This window comes from Pasteurella canis, from assembly GCF_900454865.1.
Taxonomy (GTDB): Bacteria; Pseudomonadota; Gammaproteobacteria; order Enterobacterales; family Pasteurellaceae; genus Pasteurella; species Pasteurella canis.
The window spans coordinates 302,858-324,570 of sequence record NZ_UGTV01000015.1 but is presented as its reverse complement, the minus strand read 5'-3'; the positions used below and the strand labels follow the sequence as shown (position 1 = coordinate 324,570).

Genomic DNA, 21,713 nt, shown 5'->3' with positions numbered 1-21,713 from the left:
AATAACGCTATATTCATTGATATATCACAACTTTCTCTGTTAATTTTCTCAAAGTCAGCTATTCATTTTTGAATAATAAAATATAGCTATAGAATAGTGTGTTATCTGAGTGAAGTCATTCTCCCCTTTTCCTACAATTTTTTTATAAAATCACTTTTATTTATTAAACAATCGCTATATCATTAGCATTTATTTTTTAATCGTGAGCGCCAACAGTTTTTCTGTTGGCATTTGTTTCTACTCAATACCTAAATTATTGGTACATTAGGGAGAAAACCAAAGCTAGTGGAAAATTCAGTTCAAAACAAGCCTATTATTGAGCTTCGTTCTATTACTAAGTCCTATGGTGATAGAACCATCATTGAAAACTTTAATTTAACGATCAATAATGGGGAGTTTTTAACCATTCTTGGTCCTTCAGGTTGTGGTAAAACAACTGTTTTACGTTTGCTTGCAGGCTTAGAAGAATTAGATTCTGGTCATATTATTCTTGACGGCGAAGACATCACAAACATTCCCGCTGAACATCGCCATGTCAATACAGTCTTTCAAAGTTATGCTCTGTTCCCACATATGACAATTTTTGAAAATGTGGCATTTGGTCTACGTATGCAAAAAGTACCTAATGAAGAGATTAAACCTCGTGTATTAGAAGCATTACGTATGGTTCAACTTGAAGAATATGCAGAGAGCAAACCAGCACAATTATCTGGTGGACAACAACAACGTATCGCTATTGCTCGTGCTGTTGTGAATAAACCAAAAGTATTATTACTTGATGAATCACTTTCTGCTTTAGACTATAAATTACGTAAACAAATGCAAAATGAATTAAAAGCATTGCAACGTAAATTAGGGATCACATTTATTTTTGTCACACACGATCAAGAAGAAGCTCTGACAATGTCTGATCGCATTATCGTGTTACGTAAAGGGCATATTCAACAAGATGGTTCTCCACGTGAAATTTATGAAGAGCCTAAAAATCTTTTTGTTGCTAAATTTATTGGTGAAATCAATATCTTTAATGCAACCGTTTTAGAGCGCATTGATGAAAAACGTGTACGTGCTAATGTTGAAGGTCGAATTTGTGAAATTTATACAAACCTTAATGTCACACCAGAACAAAAGCTGAAAGTTTTACTCCGTCCAGAAGATATTCTGATCGAAGAACTTGATGAAAATCAAAGCTCAAAAGCAATTATTGGTCACGTTGCTGATCGTAACTACAAAGGCATGACATTAGAATCCAATATCACATTAGATCACAATGGAATGACAGTACTTGTCAGTGAATTCTTCAATGAAGACGATCCTAATATTGATCACTCTTTAGGTCAAAAAGTGGCATTAACATGGCACGAGGGCTGGGAGGTTGTGTTGAGCGATGAAGAATAATGCTTTCCAAAAATCAACTATTGCTGTCATTTTTGGCTGGTTGATCTTCTTTGTACTGGCACCAAACATTTTGGTACTTATCGTCAGCTTTTTGACTCGCGATAGTAGTAACTTTTATGCATTGCCATTTACATTTGAAAACTATACACGTTTATTTGAGCCACTTTATGCTCAAGTTGTATGGAATTCATTGTATATGTCAGGTCTAGCCACACTTGTTTGTTTAATTATTGGTTATCCTTTTGCATTTTTATTAACGAAAATTAACCCTAAATATCGACCATTCTTACTCTTTTTAGTTGTGTTACCGTTTTGGACTAACTCACTCATTCGTATCTATGGTATGAAAATCTTTTTAGGAGTAAAAGGTATTCTCAATAACACATTAATGACTCTTGGTATTATTGATACACCAATTCGTATTTTAAATACTGAAGTTGCGGTAGTCATTGGCTTAGTTTACTTACTTTTGCCATTCATGATTTTACCGCTCTATGCTGCGATAGAAAAACTAGATTATCGTTTACTCGAAGCAGCTAAAGATTTAGGGGCAAATGCATTTCAACGTTTTATTAAAGTGATTATTCCACTCACTATGCCAGGTATTATTGCAGGCTGCTTATTAGTTTTATTACCTGCAATGGGAATGTTCTACGTCGCTGATTTATTAGGTGGCGCAAAAGTACTGCTAGTAGGTAATGTAATTAAGAGTGAATTCTTAATTTCGCGTAACTGGCCATTTGGTTCCGCGATCAGTATTGGTTTAACTATTCTGATGGCATTGCTCATTTTTGTTTACTACAAAGCAAGTAAATTAATGAATAAGAAAATGGAGTTGGAATAATGAGCCGATTACTACGCAATATTTTTATGCTGGTGGTATACGCTTATTTGTATATCCCAATTATTATTTTGGTGACAAACTCGTTTAATGATGATCGCTATGGTTTAACTTGGAAAGGCTTTAGCTGGAAATGGTATGAACGACTATTTAATAACGATACGCTCATTCAAGCAGCTATTCACTCAGTAACGATTGCTTTTTTTGCAGCAACAATCGCTACGATTATTGGTGGTCTAACAGCAATAGCCTTATATCGCTATCGTTTCCGTGGTAAACAAGCAGTGAGTGGCATGCTATTTATCGTGATGATGTCACCAGATATCGTCATGGCAGTATCATTACTTGCTTTATTCATGATTGTTGGCATTAATTTAGGCTTTTTGTCATTATTATTAGCCCATATTACATTCTGTTTACCTTATGTAGTTGTAACTATCTTTTCACGTCTTAAAGGTTTTGATATAAAAATGCTTGAGGCAGCAAAAGATCTTGGAGCAGGTGAAGTAACGATTTTACGTAAAATTATTTTCCCACTTGCACTGCCTGCAATTATCTCAGGTTGGTTACTCAGCTTTACAATCTCATTAGATGATGTTGTTGTTTCATCATTTGTGAGTGGAGTCAGTTATGAAATTTTACCATTGAAAATTTTCTCTTTAGTAAAAACAGGTGTGACTCCTGAAGTTAACGCGTTAGCAACAATCATGATTATCTTATCATTAGGATTAGTGATTTTAAGCCAAGTTGTCGCCAGAAAAGGAAAATAAGTATTGTAAAAATAATACTTCACAAACAACTTAATACAAAATAGAATACGCCTTGCCTTCAAACAAGGCGTTTTTTTATACCTCTTACCAAAGAGAATGTTTACCCTTAACAGGAGAATGATAGAAATGAAAAAATTTGCAGGTCTTGTGACTGCAGGAATCATGACACTTGGCTTAACTGCTAATGCACATGCAACCAATGACACTGTTTACCTTTATACTTGGACTGAATATGTCCCAGATGGTTTATTAGATGAGTTTACAAAAGAAACGGGAATCAAAGTCATCGTTTCTAGTTTGGAATCAAACGAAACTATGTATGCGAAATTAAAAACGCAAGGTGAAACAGGTGGTTATGATGTTATCGCACCATCAAATTATTTTGTGTCAAAAATGTCGCGTGAAGGTATGCTAAAAGAGCTAGACCACAGCAAATTACCTGTTATCAAAGAATTAAACTCTGACTGGTTAGATAAACCTTATGACAAAGGTAATAAATATTCATTGCCACAATTGTTAGGAGCACCTGGTATTGCTTATAACACAGATAGTTATAAAGGTGATAACTTCACTGCTTGGGGAGACTTATGGAAGCCTGAGTTTAAAGGAAAAGTACAATTACTTGATGATGCGCGTGAAGTATTTAATATTGCACTACTTAAATTAGGACAGGATCCAAATACTACGGATCCAGCTATTATTAAGCAGGCATATGAAGAATTATTAAAATTACGTCCAAATGTACTTTCGTTTAATTCAGATAATCCAGCTAACTCATTTATCTCTGGTGAAGTTGAAGTAGGCCAACTTTGGAACGGTTCTGTCCGTATTGCTAAAAAAGAGCAAGCTCCTTTAGATATGGTTTTTCCAAAAGAAGGACCGGTACTTTGGGTTGATACTTTAGCAATTCCAGCAACATCAAAAAATCCTGATGGCGCACATAAATTAATTAATTATTTATTAAGTGCGAAAGTATCTGCTCAATTGACTGAAGAAATTGGCTATCCAACATCGAATGTTGAAGCGCTAAAACTACTACCTATTGAAATTACACAAGATCCAGCTATCTATCCAACAGCAGAAATATTACAAAATAGCTATTGGCAAGATGATGTAGGTGATGCTGTTGAATATTACGAAAACTATTACCAACAGTTAAAAGCAGCTAAATAATCTGTTTTACATACTATATAAAGTGCGGTGAAAATTCTGAAATTTTAACCGCACTTTCTCTCTATTTCATCTTATCTCATTCTGTTTTCAACAAATGAATTTTTAAGCATAAATTTCATATAATAATTCATTTACAATCTGTATTTTCTAGCCTAAAATCCATCTCTGTCCGTATCCATTCGGCATCTTCAGGTCAGTTTAGCTATATTTTGACTGACACATTCATTATCCCCTTTTATGGGAGCTATATTCATGAAAAAACTCACTTGTATTTTAACAACTGGCGTGATGATGCTAAGTGTAAATAACTACGTAAACGCAGCGAATAATAATGAAGTTTATCTTTATACTTGGACAGAATATGTTCCAGAAGGTTTATTAGATGAATTCACAAAACAAACTGGAATTAAAGTTATTGTATCAAGCTTAGAATCAAATGAAACAATGTATGCAAAATTAAAAACTATTGGTAAAGATGGTGGCTATGATGTCATCGCACCAACTAGCTATTTTGTGTCAAAAATGGCCAGAGAAGGGATGCTGAAAGAATTAGATCACAATAAACTACCAGTCATAACACAGCTTGATCCCAATATGCTTGATCGTCCCTATGACAAAGGTAATAAATATTCACTACCCCAACTATTTGGTGCAACAGGAATTGCTTACAATACTTCAAACTACAAAGCTGAGCAATTTCAATCTTGGGGAGATTTATGGAATGTGGAATTTAAAGATAAAATACAAATGCTTGATGACCCCCGTGAGCTCTTCAATATTGCGTTATTAAAAATGGGAAAAGACCCGAATACACAAGATCCTGCTGTGTTGGAAGAAGCCTATAAAGAATTATTAAAAATACGTTCAAATATTCTCTCTTTCAATTCTGATAATCCAGCAAGTACTTTTATTTCAGGTGAAACAGATATTGGACTCTTGTGGAATGGTTCTGTACGTATCGCTAAAAATGAAGGAGCAACAATAGATATGGTCTATCCAAAAGAAGGAACAATGCTCTGGATAGATAATTTAGCTATACCTTCCAGCGCAAAAAATACAGAAAATGCTTATAAATTAATTAATTATTTATTAAGTGCAGATGTGTCAGAAAAATTGACATTAAATATTGGCTATCCAACATCTAACTTGGAAGCATTAAAACGTCTTCCCAAAACATTGACAGAAGATCACGCTACCTTCTTAACTCAAGAAGTAATTGATCGCAGCCAGTGGCAAATTGACGTAGACAATGCCATTGATCTGTACGATAGTTATTATCAGAAATTAAAAGCAGCAAAATAATTGACCATAGCTTGATTTCAATCACAAAAAGATCTTCGGGATGAAGATCTTTTCCATTTTGTACATTAATATAGTCAAAAATATTTAGACAAGGAGAAATAATATGAAGCAACATATTTCAGACAGAATAAAACAAGCAGCCTATCTTATTGAGCCGAGACAGCTCGGAGAAGATATATGGCATATTTTAGAGGAGCAGCATTTTACTGGCTTATTACCTCACTTCGTTATCAATCATCTTGGCCAAAAACATCAGCTTGATAATAAGCAACTGGCCTTAAAATTGTTACCTGTTGCGGCTTGCTATTCCCATACACCAATTTCACATTTCCATGTTGGTGCAGTCGCTATTGGTATTAGCGGTAATTTTTATTTTGGCGCAAATCAAGAATTTTCAGATAGTAACATCCAGCAAACTATCCATGCAGAACAAAGTGCTATTTCATATGCTTGGATAAATAAGGAGAAATCACTTACTGATATTGTCGTAAACCATACACCATGCGGTCACTGTAGACAATTCATGAATGAGCTAAACTCAGCTTCAGAATTACAAATTCATTTACCTCATAGTCAAAATAACCCACTACAAAAATATTTACCAGACTCTTTTGGTCCAAGAAATCTGGATATTGAACTACATTTGTTAGATGCTCATTCTAATCATCTTAGCTATGAGACAGATGATCCTGTTATTTTAGCAGCTCTCAGTGCAGCGAATATGGCTCATGCACCTTATTCTAACTCTTATCATGGTGTTGCAATCCAGACTGAAAATCAACAAATCTTTATTGGTAGCTATGCAGAAAACGCTGCATTTAACCCAAGTTTACCTGCACTGCAAGTCGCTATTAATAATGTATTTTTGAATGGAGAGGAAATTGAAAATATTCAACGCATTGTCATGATAGAACAAGCAAATGCGCTAAGCTATCGTAAAATGAGTGAGGATTTAATCGAGAGTATTTGTGATATAAAATTAGAATATGTATCTCTCTAGTCAAAAATAACTATAAAAAGAAAAATGTGGCTAAAATACTAAAAATCTTAGCCACATTTTACATATAACAGGATTAGACTGAATTATTACTTATTTTAATGATATAGCCCAACTAGAATAAATTCCTCTCTCGTAAAAAATTTATTTGCCAATAATATCTAAATTATTCATATAAGGACGTAACACATGCGGTACAGTAATCGTTCCATCTACATTTTGGTAATTCTCTAAAATAGCTACAAGAGTACGTCCCACCGCTAGACCTGAACCATTTAAAGTATGGACTAAACGTGTTTTCTTATCTGCTTTAGAACGGCACCGTGCTTGCATACGACGAGCTTGGAAATCCCACATATTTGAACAAGACGAAATTTCACGATATGTATTTTGTGCAGGTAACCACACTTCTAAATCATAAGTTTTACAAGCCCCAAAGCCCATATCTCCTGTACATAATAAGACTTTACGGTATGGTAATTCTAATAATTGTAATACTTTTTCAGCTTGCCCTGTAAGTTCTTCTAAAGCATCCATAGAAGTTTCTGGCGCAACAATTTGAACTAACTCAACTTTATCAAATTGGTGCATACGAATGAGACCTCGAGTATCACGCCCATAAGAGCCTGCTTCAGAACGAAAACAAGGCGTATGTGCAGTCATTTTTAATGGCAAATCAGTTTCGTCCAAAATTTCATCACGTACTAAGTTAGTTACAGGTACTTCTGCGGTTGGAATGAGCGCATAAGGTTGCTGTCCTTCTAAAGCTTGAGTATGGAATAAATCTTCTCCAAATTTTGGCAACTGACCTGTTCCATATAGTGTCGCATGATTGACTAGATAAGGCACATAAGTTTCTGTATAACCATGTTGCTCCGTATGCAAGTCCAACATAAACTGTGATAAAGCTCGATGTAATTTAGCTATTTGGGCTTTCATTACAGCAAAACGAGAACCACTTAATTTCGCACCTGCCGCAAAATCTAAACCACCAAGTGCTTCACCTAATGACACATGATCTTTTACATCAAAATCAAAATTTTTGGGATTTCCCCAGCGTAGCACCTCTAAATTGTCATTCTCATCTTTACCTAAAGGCACTTCATCTGCTGGTAAATTAGGGATAGCCAAAGCGATTTGATTAATTTCGGCTAATACGTCATCTAATTTAGCTTTAGTTGTACTTAATTCAATCCCCATATGATCAACTTCTGCTAATAAAGCTGAAATATCCTCACCACGCGCTTTTGCTTGACCTATATTTTTTGAACGCGCATTACGTTCTGCTTGTAAAGTTTCTGTTTTCACTTGCAATGTTTTACGTTGCTCTTCAAGCTCTGTTAACAGCGCAATATCTAATACAAAATTACGTTTAATTTTTAATTTCTCAGCCACGTCTGCAAGATTATTACGCAATAGATTTGGATCGATCATTTTTTACCTACTTTGATTAAAATTTAGACGGAATTAACCGCACTTTTGCATAAAATTGATTGAAGTATTTTAGATCGAATTACATGAATAAACCAGTTTAAAATCAAAGCGTATGAGATTAAAAGTAAACAATATCAAGAATAAAGCCAACTTCTTGTAAACACATAATGAGGATATGAGGATATGAGGATATGAGGATATGAGGATATGAGGATATGAGGATATGAGGATATGAGGATATGAGGATATGCAAGTTATGGCTAACAAAACTTGTCAATCCAATATATTTTAATAACGTTTTTTCTGACTCGTTTGATCTTGTTGTCGAAGCCAGTCAAGTTTCTCTTTGATTTTAATTTCCATACCTCGATTAGTTGGAAAATAGTATTGTGTATCTTTGAGAGCTTCAGGAAAATAATTTTCGCCTGCAGCATAAGCATTAACCTCATCATGAGCATAACGATATTCCGCCCCATAACCAAGCTCTTTCATCAACTTAGTCGGTGCATTACGCAAATGTACTGGAACATCATAATCAGGTAATTCTCTTGCTTGCTTTTTTGCTTGATTAAACGCGGCATACACTGCATTACTTTTTGGTGCCACCGCAAGATAAATGATAGCCTGTGCAATCGCTCTTTCGCCTTCAGCTGCACCAACACGAGTGAAACAGTCCCAAGCAGCAAGTGCAACTTGCATCGCTTTAGGATCTGCGTTTCCCACGTCTTCTGAAGCAATAGCTAATAGGCGTCTTGCAACATAGAGAGGATCACCACCAGCAGTAATAATTCTTGCATACCAATATAATGCTGCATCTGGTGAAGAACCTCGCACAGATTTATGTAGTGCTGAAATCAAATCATAAAAACGATCACCTTGTTTATCAAAGCGGGCTTGGCGTTCCCCCAACACTTCTTTTAATAAAGTATGATCTAACACTTTTCCATTTGTATTTTCTTCCGCCATGTCAACCATTAACTCAAGGCTATTTAATGCCAAACGAGCATCACCATTCACATATTCAGCCAACGTCTCAAGTAAATTCGGGGCTAAAACAATGTGTTCTTTTCCCAATCCCCGAACGTCATCTTTCAAAGCCTGCTGAAGAACCTGAGTAATATCAGAAGTAGTAAGAGGCTTTAAAATATATACTCGAGCACGAGATAAGAGCGCACTATTTAATTCAAAAGACGGATTTTCAGTCGTTGCACCGATAAAAATAATAGTGCCATCTTCAATATGAGGTAAGAAAGCATCTTGCTGGCTTTTATTGAAACGATGCACTTCATCTACAAAAAGAATTGTACGTCTATCTGTTAAACGATTTTGTTTAGCTCGTTCAATTGCCTCTCTAATTTCTTTTACACCACTAGTTACTGCAGAAATGCGTTCTACTTCCGCCTGAATGTGTTGTGCGATAATCTCGGCAAGCGTAGTTTTTCCGGTTCCAGGTGGTCCCCACAATATTATTGAATGAATATGTCCAGATTGGAGCGCTTTACGCAAAGGTTTTCCTGCACCAATTAAATGCGTTTGACCATAATATTGTTCAAGCGTTGTTGGACGCATTCTTGCAGCAAGAGGGCGGAAATCATCGTGCATAAAATCAAGACTCAAGTTAGACATAAACTATTCCTATTTATTTTTTACGCTGATCGTCTAATTCTACGCCTTTTGGTACAGTAAATTTAAATAAACTGTCAGTTAAAGGTTGGTTAGTAATATTACGCAATACATATAAATTTGACTGCCCATCTTTTTCAATAGTACTGAAATTACGTAATATTCCCTCACTATCAATACGAATATCAAATTGTTTAATATTACTATTCTTAGCCTTTGGCTTTAGAATAAAAGTATCTGCTTTTTGTTCAACCGAATATTGCGTCCAATGGCTATTATCGTCGCTCGTAAGTAACACAAAAGGTGTATTATTCACCGCTTCTTTTACCCAATTCGCAGTGACTTGTTCAACAAAAGGGTCATAAAACCACAATGTTTTACCATCAGAAATAATTTGGCTTTCCTGTGGCTCTTTATTATCCATACGAAATAAATTAGGTCGTTTAATTTGAATTTTACCACTTCCCTGTTGTACATTTTTTCCATCAGCGGTACTCACAGTTTGCGTATAATCCGCACTTAAGACATTGACTTTCGCCAAACGCTGTTGCAGCTCACTAGTAGCATCAGCCCAAACTAAACTACTAAAACAGGTAGCAATAAGTGCGATTGTTTTTAACAAAATTTTTTGCATATTGATTTCCTTAAAAATCAGAAGAACGTCGTGCTAATATTTCACGTTTACCGTTTTGCATTGGCGAAACGATCCCTTGTTCTTCAAGTTGATCCATAATACGTGCAGCTCGATTAAAACCGACTTTAAATTTACGTTGTACATATGAAGTTGAAGTATTGCCCGTGCTGGTAACAAACTCAACGACTTCATCAAATAAATCATCTAAATCATCCGAATCTGTTGTTGACCTTTGCGAATCAGCTTCATCATCATCTGATCCATCTAAAATCCCTTCTATATAAGTTGGTTTGCCTCGTGCTTTCCAATCATCAACAACGCGAGCAACCTCATCATCACTCATAAAAGCACCATGCACACGAACTAAATCAGAAGATCCTGCTCCTGAATACAGCATATCACCACGTCCAAGTAATGCTTCTGCACCAACTTGATCCAAAATAGTACGAGAGTCAATTTTACTTGCCACGGTAAAAGCAATCCGACTTGGAATATTAGCTTTAATTAATCCTGTAATAACATCTACTGATGGACGTTGTGTTGCTAAAATTAAATGAATCCCAATAGCACGTGCTTTTTGAGCTAAACGTGCTATCAGCTCTTCTACTTGTTTACCCGCTACCATCATCAAATCGGCAAATTCATCTACAATCACCACAATATAGCTTAATTTCTCCAATGGAGGGGGCAATGCATCCATTGTATCCCCAGGTCTCCACAATGGATTCGGAATTGGCATATTCATGGCTTCATATTCATCTATTTTTTCGTTATAGCCTTCAATATTGCGTACACGTAATGCAGAAAGTAATTGATAACGGCGCTCCATCTCATCAACACACCAACGTAATGCATTTGCAGCTTTCTTCATGTCTGTCACGACTTCTGTCAGTAAGTGAGGAATACCATCATAAATAGATAATTCAACGACTTTAGGATCAATCATAATAAATTTTACTTCCTCAGGCTTCACTCTGAAAAGTAAACTTAAAATCATCGTATTGACTCCAACTGATTTCCCAGATCCTGTTGAACCAGCCACTAATAAATGTGGCATTTTAGCAAGATCAACCACTACGGGTTTACCACTAATATCTTTGCCTAATGCCATTGAGAGTAACGATTTTGATTGTCGGAATTCCTCACTATCTAGGACCTCGCGTAAAGTCACCATTTGACGATTAATATTCGGTGTCTCAATCCCAATATAAGGTTTACCTGGAATAACTTCTGCAACACGAATTGAACGAAACATTAATGCTCGTGCTAAATCTGTATCAATACTTGTCACTTTCGCAGCTTTGACACCAGGTTGTAACTCAAGTTCATAACGAGTAACAACAGGACCGACTAACACATCTCTGACAGTAGCTTTTACACCAAAATTCCGTAATTGATGTTCAATCCGTTGCGATATTTCAAGAATTTCCTCCTGAGTAATACGATGTGCCTGACTTGGACGATGCTCTAATAATTCTAAACTCGGCATTGGTGTTGTTGGTTTAGCTTTAGTCGTCACTTTTTGCTGTAATGCAGGATGAATTAAAGAATCCGCATAAGATTTATAGAGTGGTGCAGTTGGTGCTAAATTAACATCTTGTAATGAAGGTTCTGTAAAAATCGCTTGAAGTGCATCTTCTGCATTTATTTCTTTTGCACGTAATGCCATTTCATCCAATCTTTGCTGTTCTTGCACTGCAAATTGCCGCGCTAAATCACTCTCTTGCTCATCATTAAGTGCGGTCAAATTTTGCGAAATCTTATCTGAAAGTGGAGATAAAGAGACTGTTGGTATTTCAGTTATGTCAGATGAAAAATCACTCACATTTTCAGGCAATTCTTCAACCACAGGAGATGTAGGTTCAGGTATTGTTACTGAAAAAGGTGGAACATTATATTCATTTTGTACACTTACTGTTGGCAATGAAAGATCCTGCTCAACTGCATACCCACCAAGTTGGGCATTTTCAAGATTATCAAACTCAACATCAGAATTTAATGTTGATGGAGACACCGCTACTGTAGCTTGCTCAGTATTTACTCCATTAATATTAATAAAATTTTCAATGTTCACTAAATCAGGTGCTGTCGTTTCAACTGTCGGCACTTCTTCAATTGATATTTCTTCAATTAGATCCGATAGATTATTAGTCTCTTTCTCTTCTAAATCAGTATGTTGTAAGTCTAAATCTTGTTGCATTGGTAAGGACTGAATATCATTTTGTCGTGTTTTATCATCAGTTTTCATCGTTAACCAATTAAAGAAACTAACAAATAAACGAATCAATGAGGAACCAGAGCACAACATAAATCCAAGTAAAGTTAATGCAACACCAGATAACATCAAGCCAACAAAATCTAATAAAGGAAAAAATACCGTTACTAAACTGCCGCCAAGAACCCCTCCAGCTAAATAATACGGTGAATTTGTTAGTAATAACGTAGCGAGAACGCAAGCCCCACATAAAAAAACGACAAAGCCGAATACGCTAAAACTGAAACGTAATATATTAAATTGTTTGTTTTTTTTATTACGTAAAAAATAAAGCGAAGTGATTAAAATCACGAAAGGAATAAGATGTCCAATATGTCCAAATAGCACAAAAAACAAATCAATTAACCAAGCCCCCAAAGCACCTGTTTTATTGATTGTATGTCCAATATAGCTTGAAGATGCCCATGAATTATCTAAAGGCGAGTAACTTGACCACGCGGCAATCAAATAAAGCGCAAAAAATGTAGTCAAGATAAAGAAAAACTCAAACAAATACTGCTTAGGTGTAAATTTTTCAGAAATTCGTTTAATCATTGTCTTATTTCAGTTGTAAAAAGTTAGTTTGTTTTACTTCTTCCATCACCACATAAGTACGGGTGTCATTTACACCAGGTAGCCGTAATAATGTTGTCCCGAGTAATTTACGATAAGCCGCCATATCTGCTACACGTGTTTTTAATAAATAATCAAAATCACCTGATACTAAATGACATTCTTGGATTTCATCAAGTTGTTGTACTGCTGCATTAAACTCTTCAAATACATCAGGTTTACCTCGAATCAACGTAATCTCGACAATAACTAATAACGGTGAATCTAGTAATTCAGGATTTAGTAAGGCACGATACCCCATAATCACGCCCTGTTTTTCTAGGCGTTTTACACGTTCTAAGCAAGGCGTAGGTGATAACCCTACTTTTTTAGACAAATCTATATTTGAAATTTTACCATTGCGTTGTAATTCATCTAGAATTTTTATATCAATACTATCAAGCGCTTTTATCAATTTCTTTTCCATCGGCGATATCCTTTATTGTAGTTTTCAATCTTAAGATTAAGTCAGATAATACTATGATATTTAAAAATTATCTAATATAGTCAATGCATCAGATAATTTTTTCACTGTAAATACTTCCATATTTTGTAATGCATTTTTAGGACGATTAGCGAATGGTACGATAGCGCGTTTAAAACCATGTTTAGCCGCCTCACTAATACGTTCTTGTCCACTCGGTACAGGGCGAATTTCACCCGCTAACCCCACTTCGCCAAATACGACCAAATCTTGTGGTAATGGACGGTTACGAAAACTCGAAATCAGCGCTAACAATAATGCTAAATCTGCACTCGTTTCCATTACTTTCACTCCACCCACAACATTAACAAAAACATCTTGATCTGACATTTGTAGTCCGCCATGTCGATGTAATACTGCCAATAATAATGCTAAACGATTCTGTTCCAACCCAACAGCTACACGGCGTGGATTGACTAACATAGAATGATCAACTAATGCCTGAATCTCCACTAGCAATGGACGAGTACCTTCCCAAATAACCATCACCGAGCTACCAGAAGTTTGTTCTTCACCACGGCTTAAAAAAATCGCAGATGGGTTTTTCACTTCTCGTAGACCTTGTTCTGTCATGGCAAATACACCTAATTCATTGACTGCACCAAAACGGTTTTTTTGACTACGTAATGTCCGATAACGTGAATCTGCCTCACCTTCCAATAATAAAGAACAGTCAATCACATGTTCTAATACTTTAGGTCCAGCTAAAGTCCCATCTTTCGTCACATGCCCGACCATCACGATCGCAACTTGTCTTGTTTTTGCATAACGTGTTAAAAATGAAGCGCATTCACGAACTTGAGCAACACTTCCTGGTGAAGATTGAATATCAGCCAAATGCATAACTTGAATAGAATCGATCACGATGATTTGTGGCTTTAACTGATCAGCTAAAGTACAAATTTGCTCAACTGATGTTTCAGAAAGCATATTTAATTTATCAGAAGGTAATCCCAAACGTTTTGCACGCATAGCCACTTGTTGTAAAGATTCCTCTCCTGTCACATAAAGTGCGGTCATTTTCTCAGCTAAACCACACATGACCTGCAACAATAACGTACTTTTCCCTGCTCCAGGATGTCCACCAATTAAAATTGCACTACCCGGTACCACACCACCGCCTAATACACGATCTAATTCATTAAAGCCACTCGCAAAACGAGGCGTTTCTTGTAGTGAAATATCTGAAAGTGTTTGAATTTTGGCACGAGTTTCCCCAGCATAGCCACTAAAGCGATCCCCTTTAGAGGATGTGCTCGCAGAGATTAAACGTACTTCACTAATAGTATTCCACGCCTTACAAGCTGCACATTGTCCTTGCCAACGTGAAAACTCTGCACCGCAATCATTGCATACATAAGCAGTTTTAGGTGCTTTTGCCATAAATTAATGCTCCAAGGTTAAAGAAATTAAATTGATCATACGTTTTACATATTGCCCAGTTTGCAATACTTGTTTTAATTTTTCTAAAGCGATCTGATTGTTTTTCGTTTCACTGTGAAAACGTATAATCTCACGAATCTGAACAAATAGTTCATTATTACTTTCCAACAAATCTATTAATACATTAGCATTCACTTCTGAGAGACATTTTGACTGTCTTTGATTAAAAATTGTTTCTAATAAAACTGTTTGATCAATGTAATAATGATACAAATTAAAAAATACGCCAATGCGTTCTACAGTACGTAAAAAATCCACATTAAAATAGCTACTCTCTATAGTAAAAGTTTCGTCAATTAAAGCTTGTTCTAATTGAAAAAGTGCACTGAGCTTATCTATAGGATTATGTGTACTTTGTTCAACTTGTAAAAACTCGCGCCATTTTTCTAACCAATGAGTGACTTCGACTGGTTGTTGTGCATAAGCCAATGCATAGCCTCTCTTGGCTTTTGATGCCCCACTTAAACGCACATTCCCTTCTAACTCTAAGCCTGCCACAAAATCTAGTAAGTCACTTATATTACCTGACTTTAATTCAAACTCGACTTCAGAAATAGGCACTTGTTTGTCATTCGCTTTTATTTGTCCTAAATCAAAAGCAATTTCAATCACTGTGTGCGCTCCACATTCAATCAACCATGATTGACGTTCAAAATCAGTACTAAAAATAGGCTGTAGCTTAAATTGAGCCAAATTTTCCACATCCACACCGCACTTTTTAACTAGCAAAGCTAAATCAGGCTCCGCATTTGGTAAAGTAACATTATATTCTGGGCGAATATGTAATCCGCCTTTTACTTCACCATCGGTTTTTAATGTTAAGGTATATTGCCCGTTCTGCTGCCGTACTCGTAAACCCATTTTTTGTTTTGCTAATAAATGTTCTGGGGTGTCATAATAACAATTACCCAAAAATTGCTTTTCATTTCCTAACAAACGAAAACCCGTTATTTTTTGATGTAAAAAATTAATAAAATTAGGTTCTACGGCTAATTTAAGCTCTACTTCATTACTCATTATAAAAAACCTTTTATTTCAATAAATTATAAACTTCATCAGTTATATAAAAAGCATTTAATTTCTGCATTATCTAATAAATACTGAACTTTTTCGATTAAAATCGTGAATTTTTAGCTGACATAAGGTAAGATTCGCGTGAAAAATACATCAATCTCTATTTGGGAGCTATCTTATGGCAATTAATAATATCCTTGGATTATTTGCACATTCGCCGTTAAAGCCGTTGCAAAAACACTCAGAAAAAGTGACTGAATGCTGTAATTTGCTTATTCCATTCTTTGAACACACGTTTCGTGGCGAATGGGATAAAGCTGAAGAATTACGCGCTAAAATTTCAGAATGTGAGCGTCAAGCAGACACATTAAAACGAGAAATTCGTTTGAAATTGCCTCGCGGCTTATTCATGCCAATTGATCGCACAGATTTACTTGAATTAGTCACTCAACAAGATAAATTAGCTAATTTTGCCAAAGATATCTCAGGTCGAATGATCGGTCGCCATTTTGCAATTCCAGAAGAAATGCAACCTGAATTTGAAAAATATTTAAAACGTAGTCTAGATTCAATTGTACAAGCACACCGTGTGATCGATGAAATGGAGCAATTACTTGAAACTGGCTTCAAAGGACGAGAGCTTGATCTAGTTAATCGCATGATCAATGAACTTGATGCAATTGAAGATGATACAGATCAAATGCAAATTTATTTAAGAAAAATGCTACTTAGTATTGAATCTCGCTATAACCCAATTGATGTGATGTTTTTATATAAAACACTTGAATGGGTTGGCGTCTTAGCAGATCAAGCTCAACGCGTAGGCTCACGGATAGAATTAATGTTAGCTCGTTCATAACCCATCGGTTTAATAGGAAGAACAAAAAATGGAACTACTTAATCAATATGGTACTGTGCTCGTTCTTATCACTGCGATTTTTGGTTTTTTTATGGCATTCGGTATTGGTGCTAATGATGTCTCTAACGCAATGGGAACTTCTGTTGGCTCAGGCACTATTACTGCAAAGCAAGCCATTATCATTGCAATGATTTTTGAGTCTGCTGGTGCTTATTTAGCTGGCGGAGAAGTCACAGAAACAATCAAAAGTGGTATTATCGATCCAATGCAATTTGCTGCTACTCCTGATATTTTAGTATTAGGTATGATGGCAGCATTATTTGCTTCTGGGTTATGGTTATTAATAGCCTCTCGCATGGGCTGGCCAGTATCAACAACTCACTCTATTGTGGGTGCTGTTGTTGGCTTTGCTTGTGTTACTGTAGGTAAAGAGGCCGTTGAATGGGGAACAATTAAGAATATTGTTGGTAGCTGGTTTATTACTCCTGTAATTGCTGGTATTCTGGCTTATGGTATTTTTGCCAGTACTCAAAAATTAATTTTTGATACAGATGAACCACTCAAAAATGCACAAAAATATGGGCCATATTATATGGGATTAACCTCATTTATTTTGTGTATTGTTACTCTCACTAAAGGATTAAAACATATTGGCTTACACTTAAATGGTTTTGAAGTCTTTTTAATCTCTTTAATTGTAGGTATTATTTCTATCGCCATTTGCCATTTCTATTTTAGAAGTCCAAATTTCATTCAAAAAGTTCAAAAAGGTACATTTGGTGCAGTAGAAAAAGTATTTAGTATATTAATGTTATTAACTGCTTGTGCTATGGCATTTGCGCATGGATCAAATGATGTAGCAAATGCAATTGGGCCGCTTTCGGCTGTTGTTTCAATTGTTGAACATGGTGGACAAATCTTACCAAAAACACAACTTGCTTGGTGGATACTACCTTTAGGTGCATTAGGTATCGTAGTTGGTCTTATTGTGATGGGATATAAAGTCATGGCAACAATTGGTACAGGTATTACTGATTTAACGCCAAGTCGTGGGTTTGCCGCACAATTTGCCACTGCAATTACTGTTGTTCTCGCCTCAGGTACAGGCTTGCCTATTTCAACAACTCAAACCCTAGTAGGGGCGGTATTAGGTGTTGGTTTCGCACGTGGGATTGCAGCATTAAACTTAAATGTTATCCGTAATATTATTGCCTCTTGGATTGTTACACTACCAGCTGGTGCATTATTCGCCATTATCATTTATTATGTGTTAAGCTTTATTTTCCACTAATCTTGATTAAAGTGCGGTGATATTTTGCCGCACTTTTCTTTTGTTATTGATTTATATAGGATATTGTTTTATGCAGAAAATCACTAAAGTCTTACTTTCCTGTCTTTTTCTCGGTGTATCCATCCAATTGGCTCATGCCGAAACAAAATATGTTACTGAGAATTTAACTACATTTCTACGTAAAGGTGCAGGTGAGCAATACAAAATTGCAGGCGCAATTCGTGCGGGTGAACCTGTGACAGTATTAGATCAAAAAGATAAATACAGCTTAATCCGCGATAGTAAAAATCGTGATGCTTGGATCCTCACTAGTGAGTTAACATCAACACCTAGTAGTAAAGAAGAAAATCCCAAATTAAAAACACAGATTCAAGAGTTGACAATGAAATTGAATCGCTTAGACAGCGATTGGCAGCAGCGTACTAGTGAAATGCAGCGTAGAGCAAATCAAGCGGAACAACAAAGTAGCCAACTATTAGAACAAAATTCTCAATTAAAACGAGAATTAGAAATTACTAAAAATAAAAATCGTGATCTTGAAGCGATGCTTGATGCGGGAAAACGTGAAATTGCAATTCAATGGTTCATTTATGGTGGTTCTGTACTTGGTGTTGGTCTCTTACTAGGTTTAATCATCCCATTAATTTTACCAAAACGCCGTCGTAATAATGGTTGGGCATAACGTTTAAACTAATGCAAAAAGACAACATTCAAATTTACTTAGTAGGGGGAGCTGTGCGAGATCAGCTCCTTAAACTACCAGTTAAAGATCGCGATTGGGTTGTCGTTGGTGCCACACCAGACTATTTAATTACACAAGGTTATCAGCAAGTCGGTAAAGACTTCCCTGTTTTTCTTAATCCATATACAAAAGAAGAATATGCTCTTGCTCGTACAGAGCGAAAAGTAAGTAGTGGTTATACTGGTTTTATCTGTGATTTTTCACCTACTATTTCACTCAAACAAGATTTAATGCGTCGTGATTTAACCATTAATGCACTCGCCCAAGATTCAGATGGGAAAATACATGATTTCTATGGTGGCCTCCATGACCTTAAGAATGGTATTTTACGCCATGTTTCCCCCGCATTTGCAGAAGATCCTTTACGGATTTTACGTGTGGCCCGCTTTGCTGCTCGCTATCACTATCTTGGTTTCACAATCGCAGAGGAAACTCTTGCACTCATGCAACAACTGACACAAGCAGGTGAGCTCATTCATCTTACTGCTGAACGAGTTTGGGCAGAAACAGAAAAAGCACTATTAGAAAAAAATCCTGAAATTTATTTTGAAACACTACGTCAAATTGGTGCACTGACTATACTTTTTCCAGAATTAGATGGATTATATGGCGTACCAAATCCAGTAAAATACCACCCTGAAGTCGATTCATTTATTCATACCATGTTAGTTTTACAGCAGGCAGTTTTACTCACGGAGAATACAAATTACCATAAAAGTGCGGTTCGTTTTGCTGCAATTTGTCACGATTTAGGTAAAGCATTAACACCCAAAACGATTTTACCTCACCATTATGGACACGAGAAAGTAGGTATCAAACCAATAAAAGCGTTATGTCAGCGTTTAAAAATACCCAAAGCGATACAAACTTTGGCAGAACTATGTTGTGAATATCACTCACATGTCCATAAAGCTTTTGAGCTTAGACCTCAAACTATCATTAAGTTATTTAATACTTTTGATATATGGCGTAAACCACAACGTTTTGAAGAGTTTTTATTAGTTTGTATTGCTGATAGTCGGGGAAGAATAGGCTTTGAGCAGGTTACTTACCCACAAAAAGACTTTCTATGGCAGCTTTATCAAGCCGCACAACAAGTTGATGTCCAAAATATTATTGCTGAGGGCTTTAAAAAACAGACTATACGCGATGAACTTAATCGTCGTCGTACTGAAGTCATCAAGCAAAAACGAGTGGACATTCTACCGCACTTTACTAATGTGGATTAAGCTCGTAAAATAACCTTAATTTTACGTTTCTTTTTATATTATGAAAAAATATTACATCTTTTTTTCAGCTATCATCAGTCTTATTTTAAGCGCTTGTACACTCGATACAGAGCGCCCAACAAATATCAAGTATATCGATAAAACAGATCCAAGCTGGCAACAACACCTCAGTCAAATAAAAAAAATCCAGCAATATCGTAATCAAGGTCAACTCGGTTATATCAGTACAAAAGAGAGATTCTCCACGCGTTTTAGTTGGCAATATCAAAACTCAGCAAATTATCTTTTGATCCTTTCATCGACAATCAGTAATACGACTCTGACACTTGAAATGCGTAATAACTTGATGCGTATTTATGATAACAAAGGCAATCAACGTGCGGCATCTGATGCAAGACAATTATTAAAAGAAATGATTGGTATAGATTTTCCGTTAGCACAGTTTGCACTATGGCTGAAAGGACAGCCAGATGAAAAAGTAGATTACAATGTGGGAGAGAACCATCTATTAGCAAATTTTAGCTATCCACTCAATGACTATATTTGGACAGCAGATTACCTCAGCTACCATCAACAAAATTTACCTTTACCCAAAGATATTCTGTTAAAAACTGAAGGGCAAACGTTGAAAATACGTATAGATAACTGGACATATTAATGCAAAATTATCAATTTTCTACTGCACATTTATCATTACAAGAGGAAAAATTACGTTTTCCTTGCCCCGCTAAACTAAATTTGTTTCTTTATATCAATAATAAACGCTCTGATGGCTATCATGAATTGCAAACATTATTTCAATTCCTCGATTTTGGTGACTGGTTAGAGATTGAAGTTCGACAAGATGATGAAATCTGTCTTACACCTGAAATACCTAATTTGGCAACAGAAGATAATTTAGTCTACCGTGCTGCCAAACTGCTCCAACAAAAAACCGCCTGCAAGCTAGGTGCTAATTTACACTTAGATAAAATCTTGCCGATGGGTGCGGGTATTGGGGGAGGCTCCTCAAATGCTGCAACGACATTACTCGCGTTAAACCAACTTTGGAATACACAGTTAAGTATAGAACAATTAGCAAAATTAGGTCTTACTCTCGGCGCGGATGTGCCTATTTTTATACATGGGCATGCTGCTTTTGCAGAAGGTGTGGGGGAAAAGATTACTTACTGTGATCCACCAGAAAAATGGTATATTGTATTAAAGCCCGATGTTGCTATCTCGACAGCAATAATATTTTCGGATCCGAATTTAACGCGAAATACCCCCAAAAAACCACTAGCGCAATTACTTACACAAAAATATGAAAACGATTGCGAAAAAGTTGTCCTAAATCATTATCCAGAGGTTGAAGAAATACTCCACAGGTTGCTACAATATGCGCCATCGAGATTAACAGGCACTGGCGCCTGTGTATTTGCTGAATTTAATGATGAAGAAAGTGCTAAAAAAGCCTTTCAAACGATGCCAAAACAATATTTTGGTTTTGTCGCACAAGGATTAAATATTTCACCTTTGCATAAAATGCTTATGCAATTAAACAAATAAAATGCAATAACAGATTAACTCTACTATTTTTTATTCTTTACAATCTAAACCTCGAGGTTCAATTA

General features: G+C 36.0%; 19 protein-coding genes. 12 read left to right on the top strand and 7 right to left on the bottom strand.

From position 1 onward, the window contains the following. Positions 1-285 precede the first annotated feature (285 nt). The 6 genes from potA to cdd all read left to right on the top strand — a co-directional run bounded on the left by potA (position 286) and on the right by cdd (position 6,484). Positions 286-1,398 (top strand): spermidine/putrescine ABC transporter ATP-binding protein PotA, encoded by a 1,113-nt coding sequence (potA, locus tag DYE19_RS02220; RefSeq protein ID WP_160531467.1) that lies wholly within the window; start codon positions 286-288, stop codon positions 1,396-1,398. Next, complete coding sequence (gene potB / locus DYE19_RS02215) at positions 1,388-2,242, top strand: spermidine/putrescine ABC transporter permease PotB (protein ID WP_049216319.1); 855 nt, start codon at positions 1,388-1,390, stop codon at positions 2,240-2,242. Before potA ends, potB begins: the two co-directional genes overlap by 11 nt. Further along, complete coding sequence (gene potC / locus DYE19_RS02210) at positions 2,242-3,009, top strand: spermidine/putrescine ABC transporter permease PotC (protein WP_049216320.1); 768 nt, start codon at positions 2,242-2,244, stop codon at positions 3,007-3,009. Before potB ends, potC begins: the two co-directional genes overlap by 1 nt. A 126-nt stretch (positions 3,010-3,135) precedes the next feature. Then, positions 3,136-4,182, top strand: coding sequence for an extracellular solute-binding protein (locus DYE19_RS02205; RefSeq protein WP_049216321.1), 1,047 nt, complete (start codon positions 3,136-3,138; stop codon positions 4,180-4,182). A gap of 252 nt (positions 4,183-4,434) precedes the next feature. Next, positions 4,435-5,484: an extracellular solute-binding protein gene (locus DYE19_RS02200; protein ID WP_049216322.1), complete on the top strand. Its 1,050-nt coding sequence runs from the start codon at positions 4,435-4,437 to the stop codon at positions 5,482-5,484. A 103-nt stretch (positions 5,485-5,587) separates the two neighbouring features. Then, positions 5,588-6,484 (top strand): cytidine deaminase, encoded by an 897-nt coding sequence (gene cdd / locus DYE19_RS02195; RefSeq protein WP_049216323.1) that lies wholly within the window; start codon positions 5,588-5,590, stop codon positions 6,482-6,484. Positions 6,485-6,625: 141 nt separating this feature from the next. Here cdd and serS read toward each other — a convergent pair whose 3' ends face one another. From serS to DYE19_RS02160, 7 genes are all read right to left on the bottom strand, one after another. After that, entirely contained in the window at positions 6,626-7,915 is a 1,290-nt protein-coding gene (gene serS / locus DYE19_RS02190) for a serine--tRNA ligase (RefSeq protein ID WP_115322461.1), read from the bottom strand. A 288-nt stretch (positions 7,916-8,203) separates the two neighbouring features. Beyond that, positions 8,204-9,541 (bottom strand): replication-associated recombination protein A, encoded by a 1,338-nt coding sequence (locus tag DYE19_RS02185; RefSeq protein ID WP_115322460.1) that lies wholly within the window; start codon positions 9,539-9,541, stop codon positions 8,204-8,206. 13 nt (positions 9,542-9,554) lie between these two features. Next, positions 9,555-10,172, bottom strand: a complete 618-nt coding sequence (lolA, locus tag DYE19_RS02180) for an outer membrane lipoprotein periplasmic chaperone LolA (RefSeq protein ID WP_049216326.1) — start codon at positions 10,170-10,172, stop codon at positions 9,555-9,557. 10 nt (positions 10,173-10,182) lie between these two features. Then, positions 10,183-12,981, bottom strand: coding sequence for a DNA translocase FtsK (locus tag DYE19_RS02175; RefSeq protein WP_115322459.1), 2,799 nt, complete (start codon positions 12,979-12,981; stop codon positions 10,183-10,185). A gap of 4 nt (positions 12,982-12,985) precedes the next feature. Further along, the gene (gene lrp, locus DYE19_RS02170; RefSeq protein ID WP_082303084.1) at positions 12,986-13,465 is read right to left on the bottom strand and encodes a leucine-responsive transcriptional regulator Lrp; all 480 of its coding nucleotides are present in this window, start codon (positions 13,463-13,465) and stop codon (positions 12,986-12,988) included. Between the two features lie 60 nt (positions 13,466-13,525). Beyond that, positions 13,526-14,905, bottom strand: a complete 1,380-nt coding sequence (radA, locus tag DYE19_RS02165) for a DNA repair protein RadA (protein WP_115322458.1) — start codon at positions 14,903-14,905, stop codon at positions 13,526-13,528. A gap of 3 nt (positions 14,906-14,908) precedes the next feature. Continuing rightward, positions 14,909-15,982 (bottom strand): CYTH domain-containing protein, encoded by a 1,074-nt coding sequence (locus DYE19_RS02160; RefSeq protein ID WP_115322457.1) that lies wholly within the window; start codon positions 15,980-15,982, stop codon positions 14,909-14,911. 175 nt (positions 15,983-16,157) lie between these two features. Between DYE19_RS02160 and DYE19_RS02155 the strand changes: the two genes are divergently transcribed. The 6 genes from DYE19_RS02155 to ispE all read left to right on the top strand — a co-directional run bounded on the left by DYE19_RS02155 (position 16,158) and on the right by ispE (position 21,648). Continuing rightward, entirely contained in the window at positions 16,158-16,838 is a 681-nt protein-coding gene (locus DYE19_RS02155; protein WP_115322456.1) for a TIGR00153 family protein, read from the top strand. A 28-nt stretch (positions 16,839-16,866) separates the two neighbouring features. Next, entirely contained in the window at positions 16,867-18,129 is a 1,263-nt protein-coding gene (locus tag DYE19_RS02150; protein WP_115322455.1) for an inorganic phosphate transporter, read from the top strand. Positions 18,130-18,199: 70 nt separating this feature from the next. Then, positions 18,200-18,811, top strand: a complete 612-nt coding sequence (locus tag DYE19_RS02145) for a TIGR04211 family SH3 domain-containing protein (RefSeq protein ID WP_049216333.1) — start codon at positions 18,200-18,202, stop codon at positions 18,809-18,811. A gap of 11 nt (positions 18,812-18,822) precedes the next feature. Continuing rightward, complete coding sequence (locus DYE19_RS02140) at positions 18,823-20,100, top strand: multifunctional CCA addition/repair protein (RefSeq protein WP_115322454.1); 1,278 nt, start codon at positions 18,823-18,825, stop codon at positions 20,098-20,100. 40 nt (positions 20,101-20,140) lie between these two features. Continuing rightward, entirely contained in the window at positions 20,141-20,758 is a 618-nt protein-coding gene (gene lolB, locus DYE19_RS02135) for a lipoprotein insertase outer membrane protein LolB (RefSeq protein WP_115322453.1), read from the top strand. Continuing rightward, a complete protein-coding gene (gene ispE, locus DYE19_RS02130) occupies positions 20,758-21,648 on the top strand; it encodes a 4-(cytidine 5'-diphospho)-2-C-methyl-D-erythritol kinase (protein WP_115322452.1) in 891 nt (296 codons plus the stop codon). The genes lolB and ispE overlap by 1 nt, the downstream gene beginning before the upstream one ends. Positions 21,649-21,713 lie beyond the last annotated feature (65 nt).